This window comes from Streptomyces sp., assembly GCF_019510245.1.
Lineage (GTDB): Bacteria > Actinomycetota > Actinomycetes > Streptomycetales > Streptomycetaceae > Streptomyces.
Genome location: NZ_JAEKKT010000123.1, coordinates 60,168 through 82,783, shown reverse-complemented (window position 1 = coordinate 82,783; position 22,616 = coordinate 60,168). Strand labels below are relative to the sequence as shown.

Below are 22,616 nucleotides of genomic sequence, written 5' to 3'. Positions count from 1 at the left end.
GAAGGGGCGCTGGGGGGGCACCCCCGGCCGAAGGCTGGGGAGGAACTGCGTGACCGGCCCCACCGGCCCGCAGCCGACGAACCGCCCCGCCGCTACGCCACGAAAGTCCGCGGCGCCTCGCCGTTCCCCCCGCTCGCCCCCGACTCCACCCACCGCGCCGCCGCCGCCAACCGCGCCGCCGCTTCGTCCGCCACCGCTCCCCCGACGGTGAACGGAAGGCGCACATAGCCCTCGAAAGCCCCGTCGACCCCGAACCGCGGCCCCGAGGGCACCCGCACTCCCACCCGCTCCCCCGCCTCCGCCAGCCGCGAGCCGGACAGTCCCCCCGCACGGACCCACAAGGTCAGCCCGCCCTTCGGCACCTCGAACTCCCAGTCCGGCAGCTCCCGTCGGATCGCTGTCAGCAGGTCGTCCCGGTTCTCGCGCGCCTGCGCCCGGCGCAGTTCGACAGCCTGCTCCCAACCGCCCGTGCTGAACAGCCAGTTCACCGCCAGTTGCTCCAGCACCGGCGTCCCCAGGTCGGCATAGGCCCGCGCGGCGACCAGGCTGCGGATCACATCGGGAGCCGCCCGCACCCAGCCGATGCGCATGCCCGCCCAGAAGGCCTTGCTCGCCGAGCCGACCGTGATGACGGTCGAGCCCGCCGGGTCGAAGCCGCAGACCGGGCGGGGCATCTCCACGTCGTCCAGCCACAGCTCGGTCATCGTCTCGTCGGCGACCAGCACCGTGCCCGCCGAGCGGGCCGCGTCCACCAGCCGCCGGCGCTGGTCCTCGTCGGCGAGCGCCCCCGTGGGGTTGTGGAAGTCGGCGACGACGTACGCGATCCGGGGCGCCGCCTCGCGCAGGACCTGGCGCCAGCGGTCCATGTCCCAGCCCGAGAGCCCCTCGGCCATCGCGACGGGGACGAGCCGGGCACCCGCCTCCCGCATCAGCTGGAGGATGTTGGCGTACGACGGTGACTCGACGGCGATGCGTTCACCGCGCCCGCCGAAGAGATGGCAGATCGCGTCGATCGCACCCATCGCACCCGTCGTGACCATGATCTGCTCGGGCATGGTCGGGATCCCGCGCGCGGTGTAGCGCTCCGCGATCATCGAGCGCAGGACCGGGAGGCCGGCCGGGTAGTCGCCGTGGGTGTGGGCGTACGGCGTGAGCTCCTCCAAGGCGCCCTGGACCGCACGGGTCAGCCAGGGTTCGGGCGCCGGGAGGGCGGCGGTGCCGAGGTCGATCAGCGAGCCGAGGGCCTCGGGGGGCAGTGGTTCGAGGCCGCGGGCGGGAAGCGGGTTGCCCGCCGGAACGGCGGTCCAGCTGCCGGCGCCCCGCCGGGACTCCAGGAACCCCTCCGCGCGCAGCGCCTCGTACGCCGCCGCCACGGTCGTACGGCTCACGGACAGGGAGAGCGCCAGTTCGCGTTCGGCGGGCAGCCGGGCGGCGACCGGGACGCGCCCCTCGAGCACCAGCAGCCGGACCCCGTCGGCGAGCGCGCGGTAGGCGGGCGGACGGCGGGTGCCGGGACCGGCCGGGCGCTCCTGCTGGGAGCTGAGCAACCGGGCAAGCTGCGCGGCGCCCACTACCGAGGTCCACTGCGCCATGAGAATCAGTCCACCTTCCCCGGATTGGCCATGGATGGCTTCCTCCTCCGAGCCACAGAGTGACACGGGTCAGGCCACCTTCACCATCGGGGGGTATCTCTTGTCCACGCAAGGCCGTCTCGGGCGACGGTTGGTCCAGCTCTACGCGGGGCTCACGCTGTACGGCGTGAGTTCCGCGCTCCTCGTGGAGGCCGGCCTCGGGCTGGAACCCTGGGGCGTGCTGCACCAGGGGCTCGCCGGGCACACCGGGCTGAGCATCGGCACGGTGTCCATCGTCGTGGGGGCGGCCGTGCTGCTCCTGTGGGTCCCGCTGCGCCAGCGGCCGGGCCTCGGCACGGTCTCCAACGTCTTCGTCATCGGCCTCGCCATGAACGCCGCACTCGCCGTGGTTCCCGCGGTGCACGCGTTCGCGGTGCGGATTCCGCTGATGGCCGCCGGCATCGTGCTCAACGGGGCGGCGACCGGGCTCTACATCGCGGCGAGCTTCGGGCCCGGCCCCCGGGACGGTCTGATGACGGGGCTGCACCGGCGTACCGGCCGTTCGATCCGGCTCATCCGGACGGCGATCGAGGTCGCGGTAGTCGTCACCGGATTCGCGCTCGGCGGCACGGTCGGCGTCGGCACCCTGCTCTACGCGGTGTCCATCGGCCCCCTCGCACAGCTGTTCCTGAAGGTGTTCGCCGTCCCGGCGGCACCCGGCCGCAGCACGGTCGTTGCCACGGGGTCACCCGGGCGCGCGATACTGCGCAAGTGAGCACGCTGACACGCCACCCGTACCTGGACCACCCCGGCCCCATCGCCTTCGCCCATCGAGGCGGAGCCGCGGACGGCCTGGAGAACACCGTGGCGCAGTTCCGGCGCGCGGTCCGACTCGGCTACCGGTACATCGAGACCGATGTGCACGCCACGGCCGACGGCAGGCTGGTCGCCTTCCACGACGACACCCTGGACCGGGTCACCGACGGGGCCGGCCGGATCGCCGACCTGCTGTGGGAGGACGTACGGCACGCGCGCGTGGCGGGCCGGGAGCCGCTGCCCCTCTTCGAGGAGCTGCTCGAGGAGTTCCCGGACGTCCGCTGGAACGTGGACGCCAAGGCGGAGCCGGCCCTGCGGCCGCTCCTCGACCTGATCGAGAAGACGGACTCCTACGACCGGGTGTGCGTCGGCTCGTTCTCGGAGGCGCGGGTGCTGCGGGCGCAGCGGCTGGCCGGACCGCGGCTGGCCACCTCGTTCGGCACCCGGGGTGTGGTCGGGCTGCGGCTGCGCTCCTGGGGACTGCCCGCGTCGGTGCGCCGGTCGGCGGTGGCGGCGCAGGTCCCCGAGTCGCAGTCGGGGGTCCCCGTGGTCGACCGGCGCTTCGTGCGCGCAGCCCACGCGCTCGGGCTGCACGTCCACGTGTGGACCATCAACGAACCCGAGCGGATGCACCGGCTCCTGGACCTGGGCGTCGATGGCATCATGACCGATCACATCGACACGTTGCGTGAGGTCATGCAGAAACGCGGCGTCTGGTTCTGAGGCGCGCGCGGTACCGCTGCGGGAAAGGCGAGGGCACGGGTGGGCACCGAAACCGTGCGGACGGGGGTCTTCGACGAGGCCACCGAGCTGCGGCGCGAACAGCGCGGCTGGTACTTCTACGACTGGGCGTGCTCGGTCTACTCGACGAGCGTCCTCACCGTGTTCCTCGGCCCCTACCTCACGTCGGTCGCCGACCACGCGGCGGACGCGGACGGCTATGTGCACCCGCTCGGCATCCCGGTCCGGGCGGGCTCCTTCTTCGCCTACTCGGTCTCCCTGTCGGTGATCCTGGCGGTCGTGCTCATGCCCCTGGTGGGCAGCGCGGCCGACCGTACCGGCCGCAAGAAGCAGCTGCTCGGCGTGGCCGCGTACACCGGGGCCGCGGCGACGACGGGCATGTTCTTCCTGGACGGCGACCGCTACCTGCTCGGCGGGCTGCTGCTGGTCGTCGCCAACGCCGCCCAGTCAGTAGCCCTGATGCTCTACAACTCCTACCTCCCCCAGATCGCCCCGCCCGAGGAGCGCGACGCCATCTCCTCCCGGGGCTGGGCCTTCGGCTACGCGTCGGGCTCCCTGGTACTGATCGTCAACCTGGTCCTCTACTCCGCACACGACTCCTTCGGCCTCTCCGAGACGGAGGCGGTCCGCGTCTGCCTGGCCGCGGCGGGCCTGTGGTGGGGCGCCTTCACCCTCGTACCGCTGCGACGGCTGCGCGACCGGGGCGGCCGGGCGGCCGGGGCGACGGCGCCAGGGCTGCGTCAACTGGTGGCGACCGCCCGGGACATGCGCCGCCGTCCGCTGACGCTCTCCTTCCTGCTGGCGTACCTCATCTACAACGACGGCATCCAGACCGTGATCTCCCAGGCGTCGGTCTACGGCTCCGAGGAGCTCGGGCTCGGCCAGTCGACGCTCATCGGCGCGGTCCTGATGGTGCAGGTGCTGGCCGTGGCGGGCGCTTTGACGATGGGACGACTGGCCAGGACGTACGGGGCGAAACGCACGATCCTGGGGTCGCTGGTGGCGTGGACGGTGACGCTGGCGGCCGGGTACTTCCTGCCGGCCGGGGCACCCGTGTGGTTCTTCGCCCTGGCGGCCGGCATCGGTCTCGTGCTCGGCGGCAGCCAGGCCCTGTCCCGGTCCCTGTTCTCCCATCTCGTACCGCCCGGAAAAGAAGCCGAGTACTTCGCGGCGTACGAGATGAGCGATCGGGGGATGAGCTGGCTGGGACCACTGTTGTTCGGGATCACCTACCAGCTGACCGGGAGCTACCGCTCGGCGATCATCTCGCTGGTGGCCTTCTTCGTCATCGGCTTCGCGCTGCTCGCGCGGGTGCCGGTGCGGCAGGCGATCAGTGAGGCCGGCAACCCGGTTCCGCAGAAGATTTAGCGTTCAACGCGGAAGGGCGGTAGTGTACGCGTTTGGCCTGCCAGGCGTACCGTTACTGCGCGTCAAAGATACCGAAACGCTGGGTGACATCTGCTAGCAGATGTGACAAACCGGGCGCCGGTGGGTACAACAAGGGGCGGCTACGACGGCGACGCATGACCCGGAACGGGAATCTTTACCGCCGACCGGACGTTGACCGGATGACGACGACAGCGACACCTGTCCTGTGGGCGACAAGCCCGGGAGGCACGATTCATGAGTGAGCGAGCTCTTCGCGGTACGCGCCTCGTGGTGACCAGCTACGAGACGGACCGCGGTATCGACCTGGCCCCGCGCCAGGCCGTGGAGTACGCATGCGAGAAGGGGCACCGGTTCGAAATGCCCTTCTCGGTCGAGGCGGAGATCCCGCCGGAGTGGGAGTGCAAGGTCTGCGGGGCCCAGGCACTCCTGGTGGACGGCGACGGCCCTGAAGAGAAGAAGGCCAAGCCCGCGCGTACCCACTGGGACATGCTGATGGAGCGGCGCACCCGTGAGGAGCTCGAAGAGGTCCTTGAGGAGCGTCTGGCGGTTCTGCGTTCCGGGGCGATGAACATCGCGATTCATCCCAGGGACAGCCGCAAGTCCGCATAGTTCCGTCCAACGGAAGCCGACACAACAACCGAGGGCGCCGCACGTTCACAGAACGTGCGGCGCCCTCGGTTGTTGCGGGTCGCTCACCGCGTCAGCGGCGGCCGCTCCCCCGCCGGCTCGTCCCCCGGCCGGGGCACGTCGTTGCGGATGACCTCGCCCTGGACGACCTTTCCGTCCGGGCGGTGCATGCGGGCCTGCTGGAACGCGTCGCCCAGGGTGCCGGGGGCGGCGGCGCGGAGCCTGCGGTCGAGGGTGCGTTCCGCGACGCGCGAGACCGCCTTCTGCACGGGGGGCAGCAAGAGCAGCAGGCCGAGGGCGTCGGATACCAGGCCGGGGATCATGAGGAGCAGGCCGCCCAGCATCATCAGGCCGTTGCCACCGCCGCGCTCCGGGGAGCCGCCGCGCTGGATCGCCTCGTTGAGGCTACGGAAGGCACGCCGACCGGCCCGCTTGATGACCACGGAACCGGCGACGAAACCGGCCACCAGCAGCAGGAACACGGTCATGCCGCCCGCCGCGCCCGCGACCACCGTCAGCAGCCAGATCTCCAGGACCAGCCACACCGCGAGACCCAGCGGCAGGTATCTGCCGAGCCGGGAGCGGCGGGGCCGGGTGGTGTACGGAGGGGTCTGCGCACCAGTCGTCATGCACCCAGTGTGCCTGGACCCGGCTCAGTGCGGCATAAGAGGATGATCAACCGGAACCATGAGCTTCCCGGGCGTCCGCTAGGAAGGCCTGCCCTTGCCGGTCAGCCGGCCCACCCGGTCGGTGACGCCCCAGGAGGTGACCCGCCACAGCGCCTCGACAAGGATGTCGCGGCTCATCTTGGAGTCCCCGAACTCCCGCTCGACGAACGTGATGGGCACCTCGACGACCTGGTAGCCGGCCTTGACCGCGCGGCGGGCCAGATCGACCTGGAAGCAGTAGCCCTGCGAGGCGACCTCGTCGAGCCCGAGACCCTCCAGGGTCTCGCGGCGGAAGGCGCGGTAGCCGCCGGTGATGTCCCGCAGCGGGAGATCGAGCGCGAGCCGCGAGTACAGGGAGCCGCCGCGGGAGATGAACTCACGGGACTTGGGCCAGTTGACCACCCGGCCGCCGGCCACCCAGCGGGAGCCGAGCACCAGGTCGGCGCCCTTCAGCGCGGTCAGCAGCCGGGGCAGCTCCTCCGGCTGGTGGGAGCCGTCGGCGTCCATCTCGACGAGCACGCCGTAGCCGTTGTCCATGCCCCAGCGGAAGCCCGCGAGGTAGGCGGCGCCGAGCCCCTCCTTGCCCTTGCGGTGCAGTACCTGGACGTGGTCGTCCTCGGCGGCCAGTTCGTCGGCGAGCTTGCCCGTGCCGTCGGGGCTGTTGTCGTCCGCCACCAGCACGTGCGCCTCGGGGACGGCCCGGCGCACCCGGCCGACGATGGACTTGACGTTCTCCGCCTCGTTGTACGTGGGAATGATCACCAAGACCGTGCCGAGCGGGCCGAACCGCCGCCCCTGGGCCTTGGCCGCGAGGGTCCCGTCGCCGTCGTTCACTGCTGCCCCTTCATGTCGTACGCAGGGGACCACCATAGTGGCCGCGGCCTGCACTGACGCGACAACTCATTCGTATGGTGGTGTCGATTCCGCAAGAGCGGGGTAAGGATGCCCGTTTCGGGTGCCGTCCATCCGTACTTTCGCCAAGGTGTTCCCCCGCGACGCCACTCTGTTCCCCTGCGGGGCGACGCTGCCGGTCCTGCGGATGGGGGCCCGGTGCCCTTCGGGCCGACCTGGGACCCGCTGGCTGCGGGTCGACCGAAAGCCGTTGTCTACTGAGCGTCCGGGCCCCACCCGGGTCACACCTCCCGACCGGCCGGAACGTTCCCTCGACGGCGCGGGCGCTGAGCCTGGCTCCCAGTGACGGTGCCCCGGTGCGGCACACCGTCCCTGACCCAGCGGCGCTGCGACGAGTGCGCGAACTGCTCCCTGGTCGGGCGTCCGGTGGTGGACTCCGCCGAACCTACCGGCCCGCTGCCGCTGGCTGTCAACAGCCGTTTGACCTGCGGAAACACCCTCAAACCGCTGGTCAGAGCAGAGGATGCGCAGGTCGCGCGACGGGGCGGCGGCCGTCGATCACGGCCGCGCCACCCCGGGAGATCACTCGCCCGGCCGTACGAATGCGGCGGGTCACTCGCCCGGTCGTACGAACACGGTCCGGCCGCCCACCACGGTGCGCAGACAGACCGGCAGTTCGCGGCCCGGGGTCAGGTCGGGCAGGCCCGGGGTGCCGGAGCGCGGGTCGGTGGACCAGCGGGCGACCCGGTCGTCCGGCGCCTGCACCACCAGTTCGCCGGTACGCCAGACCGCGTAGTCGGCGGGCGCGCCCGGCACCAGGACACCCGCGTCGTCCCTGCCGATCGCGCGCCAGCCGCCGCGGGTGTGCGCGGTGAACGCGGCGCGGACGGAGACCCGGTGCTCGGGTGTGTGGTGGAAGGCGGCGGCCCGGACGGTCCCCCAGGGGTCGAGCGGGGTGACGGGGCTGTCGGAGCCGAAGGCGAGCGGGACCCCGGCCTTGAGGAGGGCGGCGAACGGGTTGAGGGTGCGGGCCCGCTCGGCGCCGAGCCGCTGGGCGTACATCCCGTCCGCGCCGCCCCACAGCGCGTCGAAGGCGGGCTGCACCGAGGCGATCAGGCCGAGTTCGGCGAAGCCGGCGATGTGCTCGGGCGTGAGCATCTCGGCGTGCTCGACGCGGTGCCGGGCGGCGCGGACGCGGGCCAGGCCGACCTTCTCGGCGGCGGCCCGGACGCCCTCCACGACGGCGGTCACGGCGGCGTCGCCGATGGCGTGGAAACCGGCCTGCAGACCAGCCTCGGTGCAGGCGGTGACATGAGCGGCGACGGCGTCCGCGTCCAGGTAGGCGGCGCCGGTGTGACCTGCGTCGGCGTAGGGCTCGTGCAGGCAGGCGGTGTGGGAGCCGAGGGCGCCGTCGACGAACAGGTCTCCGGCGGCGCCGAGCGCGCCCAGCCGGCGGGCCTTCTCGGCGTCCTCCTCGGCCCAGTAGCCGAGGACCCGCGGTCCGGGCAGTTCGGCGGCGAGCCGCAGCAGTCCGGTGAAGTCGTCCTCGGAGGAGATCTTCGGCCCGCCGCACTCGTGCACGGTGCCGATACCGAGGGAGGCCGCGTGCGCGAGCGCGGTGCGCTGGGCCGCCGCACGCTGGGCGGACGTCACGGCCGCGAACGCTGCGGCACGTACGGCGTGGTGGGCGTCGCCGGTGAGCGGGGCGTCCTGGCGCGGGACGGCGCCCGGCACCAGATCGAGCAGGGCCGTGGTGACGACCGCCGAGTGGACGTCGATACGGGAGAGATAGAGCGGGCGGCCGCCGGTGGCCGCGTCCAGCTCGGCGCGGGTCGGCGGGCGGCCGCCGGTCCAGCGGGCGGCGTCCCAGCCGTGCCCGAGCAGGACCCGGTCGTCGGGGCGGGCGGCGGCGAAGTCCCTGACCAGCGCCAGGGCGGCGGCCGGGGAACCGGCGCCGGACAGGTCGAGGCCGGTCAGGGCGAGCCCGGTGGACGTGGTGTGGACGTGGGCGTCCGTGAAGGCGGGGGTGACCAGGGCCCCGTCCAGGTCGACGACCTCGTCGACCCCGTCCGCGAACGCGTCGGCGGCGCCCTCGGAACCGACCCAGGCGACCTGCCCCCGCTCCACGACCATCGCGGTCGCGAACGGATCGGCGGGACTGTGGACCTCTCCACGACGGAGAAGGACGGTCTTGGGCTCGGGGGCGCGCTCACTCATGGGAACCAGTCTCGCCCCTCCCACCGATCACTCCGAACGAGGGGCACCCGAACGCGCCTCTCCAGGGGCGCGGAGGCCTGCCCGACCAGCCACGACGTACCCGCAGTCGCACTCGGACCACGCTCCAAGGCACCCGGCGCTGTCGGCCGTGCCCACCCGTTCCGCCCTTCGGAACGACTGCCCAGGGCGGTATCCGTCGCAGCCACGGCGAGGACGGCAGCGGCACCGGACGCGACGGCGGGGAGCACGACCGCGGCGGGCGCAGCAGCAGGCGCGACAGCGGAGAGCACGAGGGCAGCGGCGAGCGCGGCAGCGGGTGGCGGCAGCAGGCGCGACGCGGCGCCTGGCGCAGCAGCGGGCGGCGGCAGGCGCGACAGCGGTGGGCGTGGGGTCAGATTTTGGGTGGGCGGGCCTCGTACGGTGTGGAGAGCACCACCGTCGTGCGCGTCGAGACCCCCGCCAGGCTGCGCAGCCTGGCCAGCAGTTCCTCGAGTTCGTGCGGGGTCGCCACCCGCACCTTGAGGATGTAGTTCTCGTCGCCCGCCACGCTGTGGCACGCCTCGATCTCGGGGACGCCCGCCAGGCGGTCCGCGATGTCGTCGGGGGCGCTGGGGTCGAACGGTTTCACCGAGATGAACGCCGTCATCGGCAGCCCGACGGCCTCGGGGTCGACGACCGCGGCATAGCCGCGGATGACGCCACGCTGCTCCAGCCGACGCACCCGCTGGTGCACGGCCGACGTGGACAGACCCGTGGCCTTGCCCAGGTCCGTGTAGCTCATCCGCCCGTCCTTGACGAGCAGCTGCACGATTTGACGGTCCAGCTCCTCCATGGCGCAAAAACTACAGTGCGCCTGATCTCCACGGATAGCTCAGCGGACCAGGTCATGGCCGGTTCGTGATGTCACGGAGCGTCGGCCGCGAGCCGTCCCACCGAAATAACCGCCGCAGCGGGCACCTGCGTACGGCATGTGACGAACGCCACAGCCCTCGAACGGGCTCCGTGATGGTCTCGCGATTACCGCCGAGAGCGGACGGGAAGTGCTTGCTGTGGTCGAGGCCGCAGCGCCGTAACGGCCCAGCCCGAGGGGGAGTTACCCATGCAGAGTCTTAAGCGCCCTGGTCGTACCACGCCCAAGCGCCCGCAGTTGGTGGTCGAGCCCGAGCCGGAGGGCGTCGAACCCGACGTCTACGAGGCCGAGGAACTGGACGCCTACGACACCTTCGAGATGTTCCGGGTGATCTGCCCGGACTGCGCGCAGTCCATCGCGCTCCTGGCGGACGAGGAGTTCCTGCCGGAGCACGCGCTGTGCGCCTCGCCGTGGAATCCGTTCGGCCTCACGGTCTGCGCCGGCACGGGCCGCGCCGCGGACGACGCCCCGTCCGCGGACGAGTCGGCCGAGCCGCAGGAGCAGGACACCGCCCTCCTGCTCACCCTCCCGCAGGGTCTGAACTGGCGGACGCAGCCCTTCTCGCACGTCGGCGGCCCGGGCTCGCGCCCGATGCGCGTACCGGCGATCCGCCCGGGCGGCTACCCCGCCGTCCGTCAGGCTGCCTGAGTCAGCGCACCGCGTCCCAGTAACTGCCCTGCACCATGGCACGCAGACTGCCGTGGTGCAGGATCAGTGTGTCCGGATCCGCGGGGACGGCGACCTCACCGAAGTACACCTGCCGATAGGCGACGCGCAGCATGACGATCGCGTGCCGCAGGGCGGCGTACAGGGTGTAGAAGTCCATGTCCCGCGGGGTGCGGCCGGTCAGGCGGGCGTAGCGGGCCTCGACCCGGTCGCGGCGCAGGAACGCGGGCAGTCTGATCGCTCACCCCTGACCGAGGCGGCCTTCGACCGGCTGGCGGACCTGTGGCCGCGCAAGCCCGGCCCTTCCGTCCTCAACTGGGGCGACGCCCGGATCGGGAACGTCGTCCGCGACGGCTTCGACCCCGTCGCCGTCCTCGACTGGGAGATGGCGGCCCCGGCCCCGCGCGGGGTGGACCTCGGCCGGACCGTCTACCTGCACCGCTTCTTCCAGGACCTGACGGCCGCCTCCGGACAGCGGGGAGGCTGTCCACCACCCAGCCGTAGTAGAAGGGCGAGGAACTCGGTCTCCGCCAGGGGCACTTGGTCGTGCAGCCGGGCCAACAGGCCGACGGAGGCGGCCTCGAGGTGCTCACGTTCCGCGTTCGAGGATGTGGAAGACGCAGCGGTCGTAGGCGTTCCGGCCCCCGGTGGCGACGTGCTTCATGGAGAGCGGGACCTGGTGCACGGGGTACTCGTCGAGCGGTACGGGACGGTCGTCGGCCATGGCAGGCCTCCCCGGCGGCTGGAGACGGTCTGGCTGACGGTACGTCAGAAAAAGGACGGAGGCCAGATCCGGGAGCGGACGTCCACGAACTCACGCACGATTCGGGGCATCGGTGACCAGGGCGGCCGCCTCCGCGTTGGCCGGACATGACGACCACCTACACCGTCCTCGGCCGTCAGCGCCGGATCTTCGTACCCCCGCCCGCGGCGTCGCTGCCGCCGCCCCTGCCGCAGGATCCGCCCATCTACCGCGATCTGATGCGGACCTGGGCCGACCGGGGCCGCGCCCTGCCGGGCCGCCACGACCCGGAGTGGGTCAGGCTGGCGGCGCCGACGGTCACCCGCGGGCAGTTCAGCGAGCTCAGCGACTTTCCGGCCCCGCCACGTGACGGGCGATGACCATCCGCTGGATCTGGTTGGTGCCCTCGACGATCTGCAGGACCTTGGCCTCGCGCATGTAGCGCTCGACCGGGAAGTCCGCGGTGTAGCCGTACCCGCCGAGTATCTGGACGGCGTCCGTGGCGACCTTCATCGCGGTGTCGGTGCAGTGCAGCTTGGCCATGGCGGCCTGCCTGGCGAACGGCCGGCCCGCGTCGCGCAGCCGGGCCGCCGCGAGGTAGAGGGCCCGGCCGGCCTCGATCTGGGTGGCCATGTCCGCGATCATGAAGCGCAGGCCCTGGAAGTCGGCGATGGGGTGGCCGAACTGCCGTCGCCCGGTGGCGTAGCCGACCGCCTCGTCCAGGGCGGCCTGGGCCAGGCCGATCGCGCACGCGGCGATGCCGAGCCGTCCGGAGTCCAGCGCGGAGAGGGCGATGGCGAAGCCCTGGCCCTCCTCGCCGAGGCGGCGCTCGTCGGGGACCCGGACGTCGTCGAAGTGGACCTGGGCGGTGGGCGAGCCCTTCATGCCCATCTTCTTCTCGGGCACCGCGCCGCTGAGGCCCTCGGCGTCGCCGGGGACCAGGAAGGCGGTGATCCCGTGCGAGCCCTCGGCGCCGGTGCGGGCCATGACCGTGTAGAAGTCGGCGATGCCGCCGTGCGTGATCCAGGCCTTGGTGCCGTTGATCACCCAGGAGTCGCCGTCCCGCACGGCCCTGGTGCGCAGGGAGGCGGCATCCGAACCGGAGGCCGGCTCGGAGAGGCAGTAGGCGCCGAGCAGGCCGCCGCCGAGTATCGCGGGCAGGTGCTCGACCTGCTGCTGCTTGGTGCCGTAGGCGGCGAGCGCGTAGCTCGCGAGGGTGTGCACGCTGACGCCGAGACCGACGGTGAGGCGGGCCGCGGCCAGTTCCTCCAGGACCTGGAGGTAGACCTCGTAGGGCTGGTCGCCGCCGCCGTACTCGGCGTCGTAGGGCAGACCGAGCAGGCCTGACTCGGAGAGCAGGGTGAAGACCTCGCGCGGGAAGCGCCCGGCGTCCTCCTCCTCGGCCGCCTTCGGCGCGATCTCACGGCGGGCGATCTCCCGGACCAGCGCGAGCAGGTCCCTCGCCTCGTCCGTGGGCAGTTGACGCTCCACCGGCTGCGGGTCGCGGTCGGACATGGCGTCGGTCTCCTCCCTGTCGGGCAACGGCGGCCACAGCCCGTGGGATAGGGGCGGCTCCGCCTGTCGTGCGGGTGCGGCCGAGGCCGGCGTTCCGGGTCTCGGAAGCTGCTGACCTGCGGCTGCGCAGTGAGTATGCCCGATCGGGGACCTCCCGTCACCAGTTAACGACCGCTTACTTCAGGAAATCCAGGCCAACATTCGAAACCCGCGAAATTGGTCCGAACCATTGACCCGACTGGTCTAGTCCTCCTAGGGTTCATGACCAACGCTTTACCGCGTTCATGCCAATCGGCGCGCGTCCCCCTCTCCCCCAGGAGGAGACACCCGATGCACACCTCCCACCGCTCCCGGTTCCGGGCGCTGCTCTCCGCGGCCTGTTGCGCCGTCCTCGGCGCCGGGCTGCTGGCCGGCGCGGGCACCGCGTCCGCGGCCGCCCCGGCCGCCCCGGCCGCTCCCCAGGGGCAGGCCGGCTCCAAGGTCGTCGGCTACTTCACGGAGTGGGGCACCTACGACCGCAAGTACCTGGTCAAGAACGTCGAGACCTCCGGCTCGGCGGCGAAGCTCACCCACATCAACTACGCCTTCGGCAACGTCACCGGCGGCAAGTGCGCGATGGGCGACTCCTACGCGGCGACCGACCGCACCTACACAGCCGCCGAGTCCGTGGACGGCGTGGCGGACACCTGGGACCAGCCGCTGCGCGGCAACTTCAACCAGCTGCTGAAGCTGAAGAAGAAGCACCCGAACCTCAGGATCCTCTGGTCCTTCGGCGGCTGGACCTGGTCGAGCGGCTTCGGCGAGGCCGCCGGGAACCCCGCCGCCTTCGCGCAGTCCTGCTACGACCTGGTCAGGAACTCCAAGTGGGCCGGCCTCTTCGACGGCATCGACATCGACTGGGAGTACCCGAACGCCTGCGGCAACACCTGTGACACCAGCGGCCGGGACGCGTTCCGGAAGGTGATGGCCGCGCTGCGCGCGAAGTTCGGCAGCACCTCACTCGTCACGGCGGCGATCACCGCCGACGCCACCAGCGGCGGGAAGATCGACGCGGCCGACTACGCGGGGGCGGCGCAGTACGTCGACTGGTACAACCCGATGACGTACGACTACTTCGGCGCCTGGGCCCCGACCGGTCCGACGGCCCCGCACTCACCGCTGAACTCCTACTCGGGCATCCCGACGGCGAACTTCTCCACCTCGGCCACCATCGCCAAGCTCAGGGGACTCGGCATCCCGGCCGCCAAGCTGCTGCTCGGCATCGGCTTCTACGGCCGCGGCTGGACCGGGGTCACCCAGGCGGCGCCCGGCGGCTCCGCGACCGGGCCGGCGGCGGGGACGTACGAGCAGGGCATCGACGACTACAAGGTGCTCAGGACCAAGTGCCCGCCGACCGGCACGGTGGGCGGGACGGCGTACGCCAAGTGCGGCAGCGACTGGTGGAGCTACGACACCCCGGCGACCATCGCGACCAAGATGACGTACAAGAACCAGCAGGGCCTGGGCGGCACCTTCTTCTGGGAGCTGAGCGGCGACACCGCGAACGGTGAGCTGATCAAGGCCATCAAATAAACCCCGGTCACGGGGGCCTGGGGCGGGGGAACCACGAGTCCTCCGCCCCAGGGGCCTGTCCGGCGGGTGCCGTGGACGGACAGGCCCGTGCGTCAGGCGTCCCGGCGGGCCGGGGCCGGGGCGCGGTAGGACGGGTCGAGTTCCTCGATGGCGCGCAGGGTGCCGCCGAGCGTCTTGACCAGCAGCTCGCACATGGTCTCGCGGGAGAGTTCGGGCCGGTCGATCCAGTCGAGGGTCGCGCCCTCCACGCTGCACAGCCAGGCGAGCAGGCCGACCCTGGCGAGCGGGGCGATGTCGGTGCGGCCGTAGGCGCCCTCGGCGATGGTCGCGACGATCGCCTCGCGCACCCCGTCCCGGATGGCGTGCACCTCGGTGTCGAAGCCGACACCGCCGCTGACGATCGTGCGGTACGCGGCCTGGTGGTGCTCGGCGTAGCGCAGGTAGCTGTCGATGGTCCGGTGGACGCGGTCCACCTGGGGCAGCTCCAGGCCGCTCGCGGCATAGGTGACCAGATCGGCGACGGAGTCCTGGATGATCGCCAGATAGTAGCCGCGCTTCGACTGGAAGTAGTAGTAGATCAGCCCTTTGGCGACATGCGCCTGCTTGGCGATGTCGTCCATGGAGAGCGCGTCGTACGAGGTGTCGGCGAACAACTTCCGCCCGATGGCGATGAGCTCGGCACGACGAGCGACGGAACGCTCGGTGCCGCGCGCCCTTGGGCGGGCGGCGGCACGTTGTTGACTGACATTCAATTTCGACCCTGGTCTCAACGGGCTGCGGGACATCCGCAGTATGTCAGTTCAGGTCACAGCAGGCCGAGTTGAGTCACCAACATGGCGATGACCATTACAAGAGTCCAGCCCATGACATGTTCCAGAACCTTCGGTCCGTCGTCCTTGGGACCGCCGGTACGGGCGCGGGCGGCGGTGGCTGAGTGCGTGGTCATGAAGTCCACCATGCCATTGGTTGCGGCTTTTGCGGTGGAGAGCTTGGTCACAGGAGAGCGGCCCCCGGGATGCCCGGGGGCCGCTGTCGTGCCAGGTCAGCGCACGCCGACCGCCGCGAGCGCCTTGAGCTGGGCCGGGTTCGGGCAGGCCGGGAAGTACAGGTAGCAGACGCCTCCGGTGCCGGAGACGACCTTGCCACTGGCGTTGTACCGCTTGGTCCGCAGCCAGATGTTCTCGAACTCCCGGCGCAGATAGACCCGCCGCACCGCGTCGTCGTCGGCCGAGCACGGGTCGTTGGCGATCACGTCGCCGTCCGCGGTGAAGCCGATGACGGTCATCAGGTGCCCGGAGGTGCCGTAACCGGCTCCCGTCAGCTCCGACGCGAGGAACGACTGTGAGGTTATGGCCGGGATGCCGGCCGCGATCAGGGTCTCCAGGTCGGTGAGCGAGGCCAGTCGCGTTATCACGCCCTGCAGGCCCCGGTACGTCGAGGCGTAGGCGGCGTTGAACGGCCAGTTGCCGCAGCCCTCGTACTGGTAGTCGTACGTGTAGCGGGCCGCGTAGCAGACCTGCGGGTCGGCGAAGGACGGGTCCACCCAGGCCAGCTGCTCCGCGGTGGGCCGGGCGCCCCAGTACTCGACGATCATCTGCGAGGAGGTGGGGCTGCACCAGGCCTCGCCGCCGTTGTCGTACTCGGGGTACTGGCCCTTGTGGATCTCCTGGGAGTAGCGCGGGACCTTGAGTTCCTGGGCCAGGCCCGGGGTGGAGGCCGGGACGGTGAAGCGGTCGGGGATGTCGGAGCCCATGGCGCCGAGCCGCCAGACGGTCGGGGTGAGCTTGGTGCCCGGCTTGCGGTAGAGGGTCAGGCGCAGCTGGTACGAGGTGAGGCGCAGGCCGGTGGTCGCGTCGTCGACGGCGAAGGTGTCGGTCCAGATGGTGCTCTTGCCGTCGGTCTGGCCGTCCACCGAGGTCCGCTTGATGTCCTGGTCGCCGGCCGCCCAGCGGCCCATGACGTACCAGGGGGTCGTGGTGCCGTCGGAGTAGGTGCCGTGCAGTTCGACCTGGATCCAGGTGCCGGCCGGGGTGTCCGCGTTCCAGGAGGCGATGGTCTCGGTGGCGGGGACGGCGAGCCGGTGCACCGGGCCGGTCCAGGTGGCGTACTCCCAGGTGGCGGTGGTGCCGGTGTGGGGGTCGGTGTAGGAGGTGGTGCCGGCCGGGGTGCCGATCACTACGCCGGGGCGGTCCCCGGCGACGGCGCGGGCGCCCTTGGCGGTGCCGGTCTTCCAGTCGCTGTGGGTCGTCCAGGAGCGGTAGTCGATCGGGCGGGTCCCGTCCCGGCCGTGGCCGGGACGGCCGTTCCCGGCCCGGCGGGTCTCGGTCCTCGCGGTGTCGTCGGCGTCGGTCTCCGTCGCGGCGGCCGCCGGCACCGCGGGGACCACGCCCTGGGCCACGGCCGCCGCCGCGACGGAGGCGGCGGCTGCCAGAAGGGTTCTGCGGGACGGCTGTTCGGCTCTGCTCATGGGTGGAAGACCCCCAGGTGTGCGCGTCACGGCTGATCCGGAGCAAGGGCTGTGCGCCCACTATGGAGCAGGCGCCATGCCCCTGCCAGCTCTTCCGCCCATGCCACGCCCATCAATATTGGTCTGGTCCAACGAAAAGGGCCCCGGGTGCGGTCGCCAGGGCCCCTTCGTGCGGGTCTTCGTGCGGGTCTTCGCGCAGGTCCCCGCCGGATCAGATGAGGTCCATCGCGGCGACCTCGTCGGGACGGCCGTAGCTGACCGGGCCCTGGAAGCGGCGGCGGGCGGTGGCGAACCACCAGCCCGTCGCCACGGCCAGGACGACGGCCAGTGCGATCGGGGCGTAGTTGAAGGAGTCGACGGTGATCGGCGAGGCCTGCGGCAGCATGAACAGGACGCTGCTGAGCAGGATCCAGACCACCGCCAGCCAGCCGACCGGCCTGCTCCAGCGGCCCAGGTTCCACGGCCCCGGCTGGAAGTCGTCGCCCAGGCGCAGCCGCAGGAACACCGGGACGGCGTAGGCGAGGAACAGGCCGACGACGTTGACGCTGACGATCGCGGTGAACGCCGTGTGCGACCACCAGCCCGGCACCACCAGGGCGAGCGAGCAGGCCACCGCGAGCCAGACGGCCTTGACGGGGGTCCGGGTGCGGGGCGAGACGGAGTGCCACAGGCGGGAGCCGGGCATCGCGCCGTCCCGGGAGAAGGCGAAGATCTGCCGGGTGTTGCTGGTGAGGTTGGCGAGGCCGCAGAAGAGCATGGCGCCGATGACGACGAGCAGCATCGCCTTGGCCCAGCCCATGCCGAGTCCGTCGATGAGGATCTGGACCGGCGGGGCGGAGGAGCTCGCCACCTTGGCGTAGTTGCCGATGCTGTACACCAGGGCGAGCATCAGGACCAGGCCGGTGATCGCCGAATACCCGATGGACCGGATGATCCCTCTGGGTGCGTTGACGGTCGCATGGACGGTTTCCTCGGACATGTGGAAGCTGCCATCGAAGCCGGTGAAGGTCCAGCTGGTGACGAGCAGCCCGAGGAGGCCGCCGTAAAGGCCGTTGGTGAAGCCGGTGTTGTTCACGAAATGCGTCACGAAGGACGCCGACTGGTGGTGGTCCGGCATCACGATCAGTGTGGTCACGATCACCACGAGTCCGATCAGCAGCCACCAGACGGAAATCCGGTTCAGTACGGCGACGAGCTGGACGGTGTAGGTGTTGGCGAGCCCCTGGACCACGATGATCAGGGCCGTGATCAGGACCGTCTGGTGGGCGGTCGGGGTGTACGAGGGCCACTGCAGGGCGACGAACGCCTGGATGAAGGTGGCCGCCGCGTATCCGGTGGCGGCCGTGCCGCCGATCTGGCCCACGAAGTTCAGCCAGCCCGTGTACCAGGACCAGGCACCCTTGTGCCGCTTGGCGAGTTTGCCGGCGGAGAAATACAGGGCGCCGCTCGTCGGATAGGCGGAGGCGACTTCCGCCATGGCGGCGCCGATGCAGAGCACCATCACACAGACGCCGATCCAGCCGAACACCAGAATGCGGGGGCCACCCGCGTTCATACCGAATCCGAAGGACGAGAAGATCCCGGAGAGAATATTGATGATGGTGAAGGAGATGGCGAAATTGTCGAAGGCCTGGAATCGGCGGGTGAGTTTCCGCGGATAACCCATCGCGTGCAGGGTCGCGTCGTCGTCGAGCGTGACGGGGTCCGCTGTGCGTTCTGACACGTGCCGGCCTTTCTCTGGGATCTAGGAGGGGATGGGCAGGCCGCAGGCGCGGCGGGCCCGGGAGAGCTGGTCGGCCGGTTCGCCGAAGACGCTCCAGGGCATGCGTGAGGCGTACGGCCCCATGACCGTGAAGACCGCGCGCGCCTCGAACACGCACTGGGCCATGACCAGCGCGTGCGCGAGGTAGGCCAGGTCGAGCACCGGGGTGAAGCGGTGTCCGGCGACCGTGGGCAGCCAGTTGAGGTAGATCGACAGTGCGGTGCTGCGCCACTGCGGCTGTTCCCAGACCCGCTCGGCGAGCAGCTGGGTGGGGTTGTGGCTCTCCACCAGCGCGACCAGCGGCAGCAGCCGCAGTGCGGAGTCGGCGGGGGCCCGCTGGGCGAGGAAGGCTGCGACGTCCCAGGCGGCGTTGACCGAGCCGCCGTACCGGGTGAAGAAGAAGGACAGGAAGCGGTGGTGTGCCTCGCGGTGCCAGGGGTCGAGGGCGAGGGTGTGCGCGAACAGCCGCCAGGGTCCGGGCGGAGAGGTCAGCAGGCCGCCCGGGGCGGGGTCGTGCGGGCGGTGCAGCCGGGCCATGGCCAGTTTGGCGGCCCAGGGCGTGGGGTCGGCGGGGTTCATGGCGCTGGCCCGGTCGCAGGCGGCGAGCGCGATCCGCTCCAGCGCCTCGGCCCGCTCGTCACGGGCGTCGGCCGCCCGGATCGCCCGCTGGACGGCGACCCGGGCCCACATCAGCGCGGACTCGGGGCCCGGTTCCTCGGCCAGCCACCGTTCCACCAGATCGGTGCCGGCCGCCTCGGAGGCGAGGACCAGGGAGCGGTGGGCGCGCAGGGCGAAGTCGGCACGTGTCTCGGCCAGCGCCTCGCGGGTACTCAGATATCGTCCGGCGCGCACGTCCACGCATACGCTCGCGAGCAAGCGGTCGTCGGCCGCCGGATGCCATACGTAGTGCCCCTCGAATAACTCCGCGGCCATCTTCCCCTGTCCGTCCCCGTCCGACGCGTGCACCAGGCACCCTACTCAGGGCCGGGCACACCGGAAACGCACGAGGTCGACATATCGGTCAGCCGGTCGGAAATATTAATGGCCGCCATGGAGAACGGCTCGAAATTGGTTCAACCCGATACTTTCCAGGGTCGCAAACACCCGCTATGCGCCGACTACTAGAATGTTTCCGGAAAACGCCCCACACCGCAGCACACCTCGGGAACGGTCATTCACCAGCTCGCCTCCGCACTCCGGGCCCTGCCGCCCTCCTGCGGCCCGGTCCGCCTCGTCGGCGTCGACGGGCACGCCGGGTCCGGGAAGACCACGTTCACCGGCTGGCTGGCCGGCGCCCTCGGCGGGGCGCCGGTGCTGCACCTCGACGACATCGCCAGCCACGAGGAGTTGTTCGCCTGGACCGGCCGGCTGCTGGCCCAGGTGATCGAGCCGCTCGGGCACGGCGGGACGGCGCACTACTCCCCCTACGACTGGCACACCCGCCGCTTCGGCCCGCCCCGCCCGCTGCCGCCGGCACCGGTGATCCTCCTCGAGGGCGTCGGCGCCGGCCGCCGGGCCCTGCGCCCCTTCCTGGCACGGCTGCTGTGGATGGAGCTGTCGCACGAGGAGGCATGGACCCGGGGCAGGGCGCGGGACGGCGCGGAGCAGCGGGACTTCTGGGCCGAGTGGGTCAGGGCGGAGCACGAACATTTCAGCGAAGACCCGTCAAGGCCGTATGCGGACCTTCTGGTGGCACAGTCACAGAAGGGATATGAGGTGCTGCCGGGACCTGCGAAGACTGTTGGACCGGACCAGTCCATCACCCACCGTGACGGACCGTCCGCTGTGTGCTGAACTTGTGAAGACGCGCCTTCAGGAAGTTGCCCGAGTACCTCAACTCGGCTTGACCGGGGGGCCGTACAGGACTTACGTTCTGAATGAGCGGCCGTTCGAGGCCGCCCCGCAGACGCGAAGCCCCCGGTTGTTCCCCCGTGATCGGGGGCTTCGTTCTGCCCTTTACCCCTTTTGCGTGCGCGGCGCGAATCTTTTCGCTCACCCTCGGTCACCGAAGCGAGTGCGCCCCGTCTGCCCCCACCTCGCCAAACGGCCGGTGCGGCACCCTTCGGCGGGCGGTGGAACCGCAGGTACGATGCCCTCGGTGCGACCTTCGAACGGCTGCTTCGCGCACCTGCAACTCCGGTCCGCGGCACAGCGGTTCGACCAACGGCGGCCATCGGGGGGAGCCCGGGGGCCAACCACGGGGGCACGGTTTGTGGGGGACGTGATGGATTTCGGCACGCAGGGCCCCGAGGCCCCGGCCGACCTCGCCTGGCTGCGAGGGGTGGACGCCTACACGATGGGCGCCTATCCGCAGGCGGAGGAGGAGTTCCGGGCCGCGGTACGGATGGACCCCGGGATGGCCGACGCCTGGCTCGGACTGCACGCGCTGCGGGTCGACACGACGACCGCGCTGCTGCGGATGTTCCGGCACCGGGACCGCTTCGGCGAACAGCGCGGCAGGCATCGCCGTTCGCTGAACTCCTGGTACTGGCTGGGCTGGTGGGTGCAGCCGGTGCTCGAGAGCCCGCGCGATCTCCTCCTCGCCCACGCTTCCCACTGGCTGGACGGCCGGCACGTTCCCGAGCTCGACCGGGCCCTCGCCGGGCTGCCACCGGTGGACGCCGACCCCCAGGTCCGCTTCCTGCACGCCTGCCGGGCCTACCTGGTCAAGGACTGGGAGCAGCTGGTACGCCACACCGACCCGCTCCTCGACGACACCATGCTCGGCATCGAGGCGGGCCTCTTCGGCGGCATGGCCCGGGTCCGCCTCGAGATGTACGGCCAGGCCGAACCACTGCTCTCCGCCGCGCTGATGCGCTGCCGCAGCGAGCAGCCGCAGCGCAAGGAGCTGCGCTACTGGCTGGCGCGAGCGCACGAGGGCACCGGCCGCAGCGCCGCCGCGCTCCCCCTCTACCGTGCGGTGCACCGTGTCGACCCCGCCTTCATGGACACCTCCGCACGGCTGGCCGCGATAGCCGAGGGCGACGGGTACGACGACACCGCCGACTTCGCGTCGATCACCCTCACCGGCGCCGGGCAGGACGTGGTGGACGGACCGGACATGCTCGACCCGCTCTTCGGCACCGAGGGGCGCGAGCTGCGGCTCGGGGATCCGGAGCCGCCGGCCGGGGCGATGCCGTCGGTGATCGACCCGGCGGTACGTGAGAAGGCCGTGCCGTCGCCCGTGCTGCCGGCCGGGCCGACCGACCCCGCGTTACTTGAGGAAGCGCTCGCGGAGTTGGAGCGCATGGTCGGGCTCGAGCCCGTGAAACGGCAGGTCAAAGCGCTGTCCGCGCAGTTGAACATGGCCCGGTTGCGAGCCGGGCAGGGGCTGCCGGTGCAACCGCCGAAACGCCACTTCGTCTTCTCCGGGCCGTCCGGCACCGGGAAGACCACCGTCGCCCGCATCCTCGGGCGGGTCTTCTACGCGCTCGGCCTGCTCGGCGGGGACCATCTCGTGGAGGCGCAGCGGGCCGACCTGGTCGGCGAGTACCTGGGCCAGACCGCCGTGAAGGCGAACGAACTGATCGACTCCGCGATCGGCGGTGTGCTCTTCGTCGACGAGGCCTACTCCCTCTCCAACTCCGGTTACGGCAAGGGGGACGCGTACGGCGACGAGGCACTGCAGGTGCTGCTGAAGCGGGCCGAGGACAACCGGGACCACCTGGTGGTGATCCTGGCCGGCTACCCGGAGGGCATGGACCGTCTGCTGGCCGCGAACCCGGGGCTCTCCTCGCGTTTCACCACGCGTGTCGACTTCCCCTCCTACCGTCCCCTCGAACTGACGTCGATCGGCGAGGTCCTGGCCGCCGAGAACGGGGACGCGTGGGACCAGGAGGCGCTGGAGGAGCTGCGGTCGATCGCCGGGCACGTGGTGGACCAGGGGTGGATCGACGAACTCGGCAACGGGCGGTTCCTGCGGACGCTGTACGAGAAGAGCTGTGCGTACCGGGATCTGCGGTTGTCGGCGTATCCGGGGGTGCTGTCGCGGGACGACCTGGCGACGCTGCGGTTGCCGGATCTGATGCAGGCGTACGGGGAGGTGCTGTCGGGGCGGGGGCCGCAGGATCCGGCGGCCGGGATGTAGCTGGGGGCGGGGTG

At 71.2% G+C, this 22,616-nt stretch carries 21 protein-coding genes and 2 pseudogenes; 10 read left to right on the top strand and 13 right to left on the bottom strand.

Annotated elements, in window-relative coordinates; genetic code table 11:
* Window positions 1-92: 92 nt before the first annotated feature.
* A complete protein-coding gene (locus tag JF597_RS12815) occupies window positions 93-1,592 on the bottom strand; it encodes a PLP-dependent aminotransferase family protein (RefSeq protein ID WP_293993322.1) in 1,500 nt (499 codons plus the stop codon).
* Window positions 1,593-1,692: 100 nt separating this feature from the next.
* On the opposite strand from JF597_RS12815, the gene JF597_RS12810 reads away from it, so the two are divergent.
* From JF597_RS12810 to JF597_RS12795, 4 genes are all read left to right on the top strand, one after another.
* On the top strand, window positions 1,693-2,346 hold the full coding sequence (locus JF597_RS12810) for a hypothetical protein (protein ID WP_293993320.1): 654 nt from the start codon (window positions 1,693-1,695) through the stop codon (window positions 2,344-2,346).
* Complete coding sequence (locus JF597_RS12805; protein ID WP_293993318.1) at window positions 2,343-3,110, top strand: glycerophosphodiester phosphodiesterase; 768 nt, start codon at window positions 2,343-2,345, stop codon at window positions 3,108-3,110. The genes JF597_RS12810 and JF597_RS12805 overlap by 4 nt, the downstream gene beginning before the upstream one ends.
* 39 nt (window positions 3,111-3,149) lie before the next feature.
* Entirely contained in the window at window positions 3,150-4,496 is a 1,347-nt protein-coding gene (locus JF597_RS12800; RefSeq protein WP_293993317.1) for an MFS transporter, read from the top strand.
* Between the two features lie 255 nt (window positions 4,497-4,751).
* Complete coding sequence (locus JF597_RS12795) at window positions 4,752-5,126, top strand: RNA polymerase-binding protein RbpA (RefSeq protein WP_010046329.1); 375 nt, start codon at window positions 4,752-4,754, stop codon at window positions 5,124-5,126.
* 83 nt (window positions 5,127-5,209) lie between these two features.
* On the opposite strand, the gene fxsA is transcribed toward JF597_RS12795, so the two are convergent.
* From fxsA to JF597_RS12775, 4 genes are all read right to left on the bottom strand, one after another.
* On the bottom strand, window positions 5,210-5,773 hold the full coding sequence (gene fxsA / locus JF597_RS12790; protein ID WP_293993312.1) for an FxsA family membrane protein: 564 nt from the start codon (window positions 5,771-5,773) through the stop codon (window positions 5,210-5,212).
* Window positions 5,774-5,851: 78 nt separating this feature from the next.
* Window positions 5,852-6,646, bottom strand: a complete 795-nt coding sequence (locus JF597_RS12785; RefSeq protein WP_293993310.1) for a polyprenol monophosphomannose synthase — start codon at window positions 6,644-6,646, stop codon at window positions 5,852-5,854.
* Between the two features lie 630 nt (window positions 6,647-7,276).
* Entirely contained in the window at window positions 7,277-8,881 is a 1,605-nt protein-coding gene (locus tag JF597_RS12780) for an amidohydrolase (protein ID WP_293993308.1), read from the bottom strand.
* Between the two features lie 391 nt (window positions 8,882-9,272).
* Window positions 9,273-9,713, bottom strand: coding sequence for an Lrp/AsnC family transcriptional regulator (locus JF597_RS12775; protein ID WP_066997022.1), 441 nt, complete (start codon window positions 9,711-9,713; stop codon window positions 9,273-9,275).
* Window positions 9,714-9,980: 267 nt separating this feature from the next.
* On the opposite strand from JF597_RS12775, the gene JF597_RS12770 reads away from it, so the two are divergent.
* Window positions 9,981-10,439, top strand: a complete 459-nt coding sequence (locus tag JF597_RS12770) for a hypothetical protein (RefSeq protein ID WP_293993305.1) — start codon at window positions 9,981-9,983, stop codon at window positions 10,437-10,439.
* A gap of 1 nt (window position 10,440) precedes the next feature.
* Here JF597_RS12770 and JF597_RS12765 read toward each other — a convergent pair.
* A pseudogene (locus tag JF597_RS12765) lies at window positions 10,441-10,689 on the bottom strand (phosphotransferase family protein); the annotation flags it as partial.
* 6 nt (window positions 10,690-10,695) lie between these two features.
* Here JF597_RS12765 and JF597_RS12760 point away from each other — a divergent pair.
* Window positions 10,696-10,938 (top strand): annotated as a pseudogene (locus JF597_RS12760) (phosphotransferase); the annotation flags it as partial.
* A 108-nt stretch (window positions 10,939-11,046) separates the two neighbouring features.
* Here the strand turns inward: JF597_RS12760 and JF597_RS12755 are convergent.
* A complete protein-coding gene (locus JF597_RS12755) occupies window positions 11,047-11,181 on the bottom strand; it encodes a hypothetical protein (RefSeq protein ID WP_293993367.1) in 135 nt (44 codons plus the stop codon).
* 146 nt (window positions 11,182-11,327) lie between these two features.
* Here JF597_RS12755 and JF597_RS12750 point away from each other — a divergent pair, with 146 nt between their 5' ends.
* Window positions 11,328-11,579, top strand: a complete 252-nt coding sequence (locus JF597_RS12750) for a hypothetical protein (RefSeq protein WP_293993303.1) — start codon at window positions 11,328-11,330, stop codon at window positions 11,577-11,579.
* Here the strand turns inward: JF597_RS12750 and JF597_RS12745 are convergent.
* Window positions 11,542-12,714: an acyl-CoA dehydrogenase family protein gene (locus JF597_RS12745; protein ID WP_293993302.1), complete on the bottom strand. Its 1,173-nt coding sequence runs from the start codon at window positions 12,712-12,714 to the stop codon at window positions 11,542-11,544. The genes JF597_RS12750 and JF597_RS12745 overlap by 38 nt on opposite strands.
* A 330-nt stretch (window positions 12,715-13,044) precedes the next feature.
* Between JF597_RS12745 and JF597_RS12740 the strand changes: the two genes are divergently transcribed.
* Window positions 13,045-14,286, top strand: a complete 1,242-nt coding sequence (locus JF597_RS12740) for a glycoside hydrolase family 18 protein (RefSeq protein WP_293993300.1) — start codon at window positions 13,045-13,047, stop codon at window positions 14,284-14,286.
* A gap of 92 nt (window positions 14,287-14,378) precedes the next feature.
* On the opposite strand, the gene JF597_RS12735 is transcribed toward JF597_RS12740, so the two are convergent.
* From JF597_RS12735 to JF597_RS12715, 5 genes are all read right to left on the bottom strand, one after another.
* On the bottom strand, window positions 14,379-15,038 hold the full coding sequence (locus JF597_RS12735; RefSeq protein ID WP_293993298.1) for a TetR/AcrR family transcriptional regulator: 660 nt from the start codon (window positions 15,036-15,038) through the stop codon (window positions 14,379-14,381).
* A gap of 53 nt (window positions 15,039-15,091) precedes the next feature.
* Window positions 15,092-15,244: an SCO1431 family membrane protein gene (locus JF597_RS12730; protein ID WP_293993364.1), complete on the bottom strand. Its 153-nt coding sequence runs from the start codon at window positions 15,242-15,244 to the stop codon at window positions 15,092-15,094.
* An 84-nt stretch (window positions 15,245-15,328) separates the two neighbouring features.
* The gene (locus tag JF597_RS12725) at window positions 15,329-16,753 is read right to left on the bottom strand and encodes a peptidase C39 family protein (protein ID WP_293993296.1); all 1,425 of its coding nucleotides are present in this window, start codon (window positions 16,751-16,753) and stop codon (window positions 15,329-15,331) included.
* Between the two features lie 211 nt (window positions 16,754-16,964).
* Entirely contained in the window at window positions 16,965-18,419 is a 1,455-nt protein-coding gene (locus JF597_RS12720) for an amino acid permease (RefSeq protein ID WP_293993363.1), read from the bottom strand.
* Window positions 18,420-18,497: 78 nt separating this feature from the next.
* Window positions 18,498-19,448, bottom strand: a complete 951-nt coding sequence (locus JF597_RS12715; protein WP_293993294.1) for a hypothetical protein — start codon at window positions 19,446-19,448, stop codon at window positions 18,498-18,500.
* A gap of 240 nt (window positions 19,449-19,688) precedes the next feature.
* Between JF597_RS12715 and JF597_RS12710 the strand changes: the two genes are divergently transcribed.
* The gene (locus JF597_RS12710; RefSeq protein ID WP_293993362.1) at window positions 19,689-20,309 is read left to right on the top strand and encodes a hypothetical protein; all 621 of its coding nucleotides are present in this window, start codon (window positions 19,689-19,691) and stop codon (window positions 20,307-20,309) included.
* Window positions 20,310-20,739: 430 nt separating this feature from the next.
* Window positions 20,740-22,602 (top strand): AAA family ATPase, encoded by a 1,863-nt coding sequence (locus JF597_RS12705; protein ID WP_293993292.1) that lies wholly within the window; start codon window positions 20,740-20,742, stop codon window positions 22,600-22,602.
* Window positions 22,603-22,616: the final 14 nt, after the last annotated feature.

Coding starts and splice junctions, on each gene's coding strand:
- JF597_RS12815 (WP_293993322.1), bottom strand. CDS start 1,592: ATGGCGCAGTGGACCTCGGTAGTGGGCGCCGCGCAGCTTGCCCGGTTG.
- JF597_RS12795 (WP_010046329.1), top strand. CDS start 4,752: ATGAGTGAGCGAGCTCTTCGCGGTACGCGCCTCGTGGTGACCAGCTAC.
- fxsA (WP_293993312.1), bottom strand. CDS start 5,773: ATGACGACTGGTGCGCAGACCCCTCCGTACACCACCCGGCCCCGCCGC.
- JF597_RS12780 (WP_293993308.1), bottom strand. CDS start 8,881: ATGAGTGAGCGCGCCCCCGAGCCCAAGACCGTCCTTCTCCGTCGTGGA.
- JF597_RS12775 (WP_066997022.1), bottom strand. CDS start 9,713: ATGGAGGAGCTGGACCGTCAAATCGTGCAGCTGCTCGTCAAGGACGGG.
- JF597_RS12770 (WP_293993305.1), top strand. CDS start 9,981: ATGCAGAGTCTTAAGCGCCCTGGTCGTACCACGCCCAAGCGCCCGCAG.
- JF597_RS12755 (WP_293993367.1), bottom strand. CDS start 11,181: ATGGCCGACGACCGTCCCGTACCGCTCGACGAGTACCCCGTGCACCAG.
- JF597_RS12750 (WP_293993303.1), top strand. CDS start 11,328: ATGACGACCACCTACACCGTCCTCGGCCGTCAGCGCCGGATCTTCGTA.
- JF597_RS12745 (WP_293993302.1), bottom strand. CDS start 12,714: ATGTCCGACCGCGACCCGCAGCCGGTGGAGCGTCAACTGCCCACGGAC.
- JF597_RS12740 (WP_293993300.1), top strand. CDS start 13,045: ATGCACACCTCCCACCGCTCCCGGTTCCGGGCGCTGCTCTCCGCGGCC.
- JF597_RS12730 (WP_293993364.1), bottom strand. CDS start 15,244: ATGGTGGACTTCATGACCACGCACTCAGCCACCGCCGCCCGCGCCCGT.
- JF597_RS12725 (WP_293993296.1), bottom strand. CDS start 16,753: ATGAGCAGAGCCGAACAGCCGTCCCGCAGAACCCTTCTGGCAGCCGCC.
- JF597_RS12720 (WP_293993363.1), bottom strand. CDS start 18,419: ATGGGTTATCCGCGGAAACTCACCCGCCGATTCCAGGCCTTCGACAAT.
- JF597_RS12715 (WP_293993294.1), bottom strand. CDS start 19,448: ATGGCCGCGGAGTTATTCGAGGGGCACTACGTATGGCATCCGGCGGCC.
- JF597_RS12705 (WP_293993292.1), top strand. CDS start 20,740: ATGGATTTCGGCACGCAGGGCCCCGAGGCCCCGGCCGACCTCGCCTGG.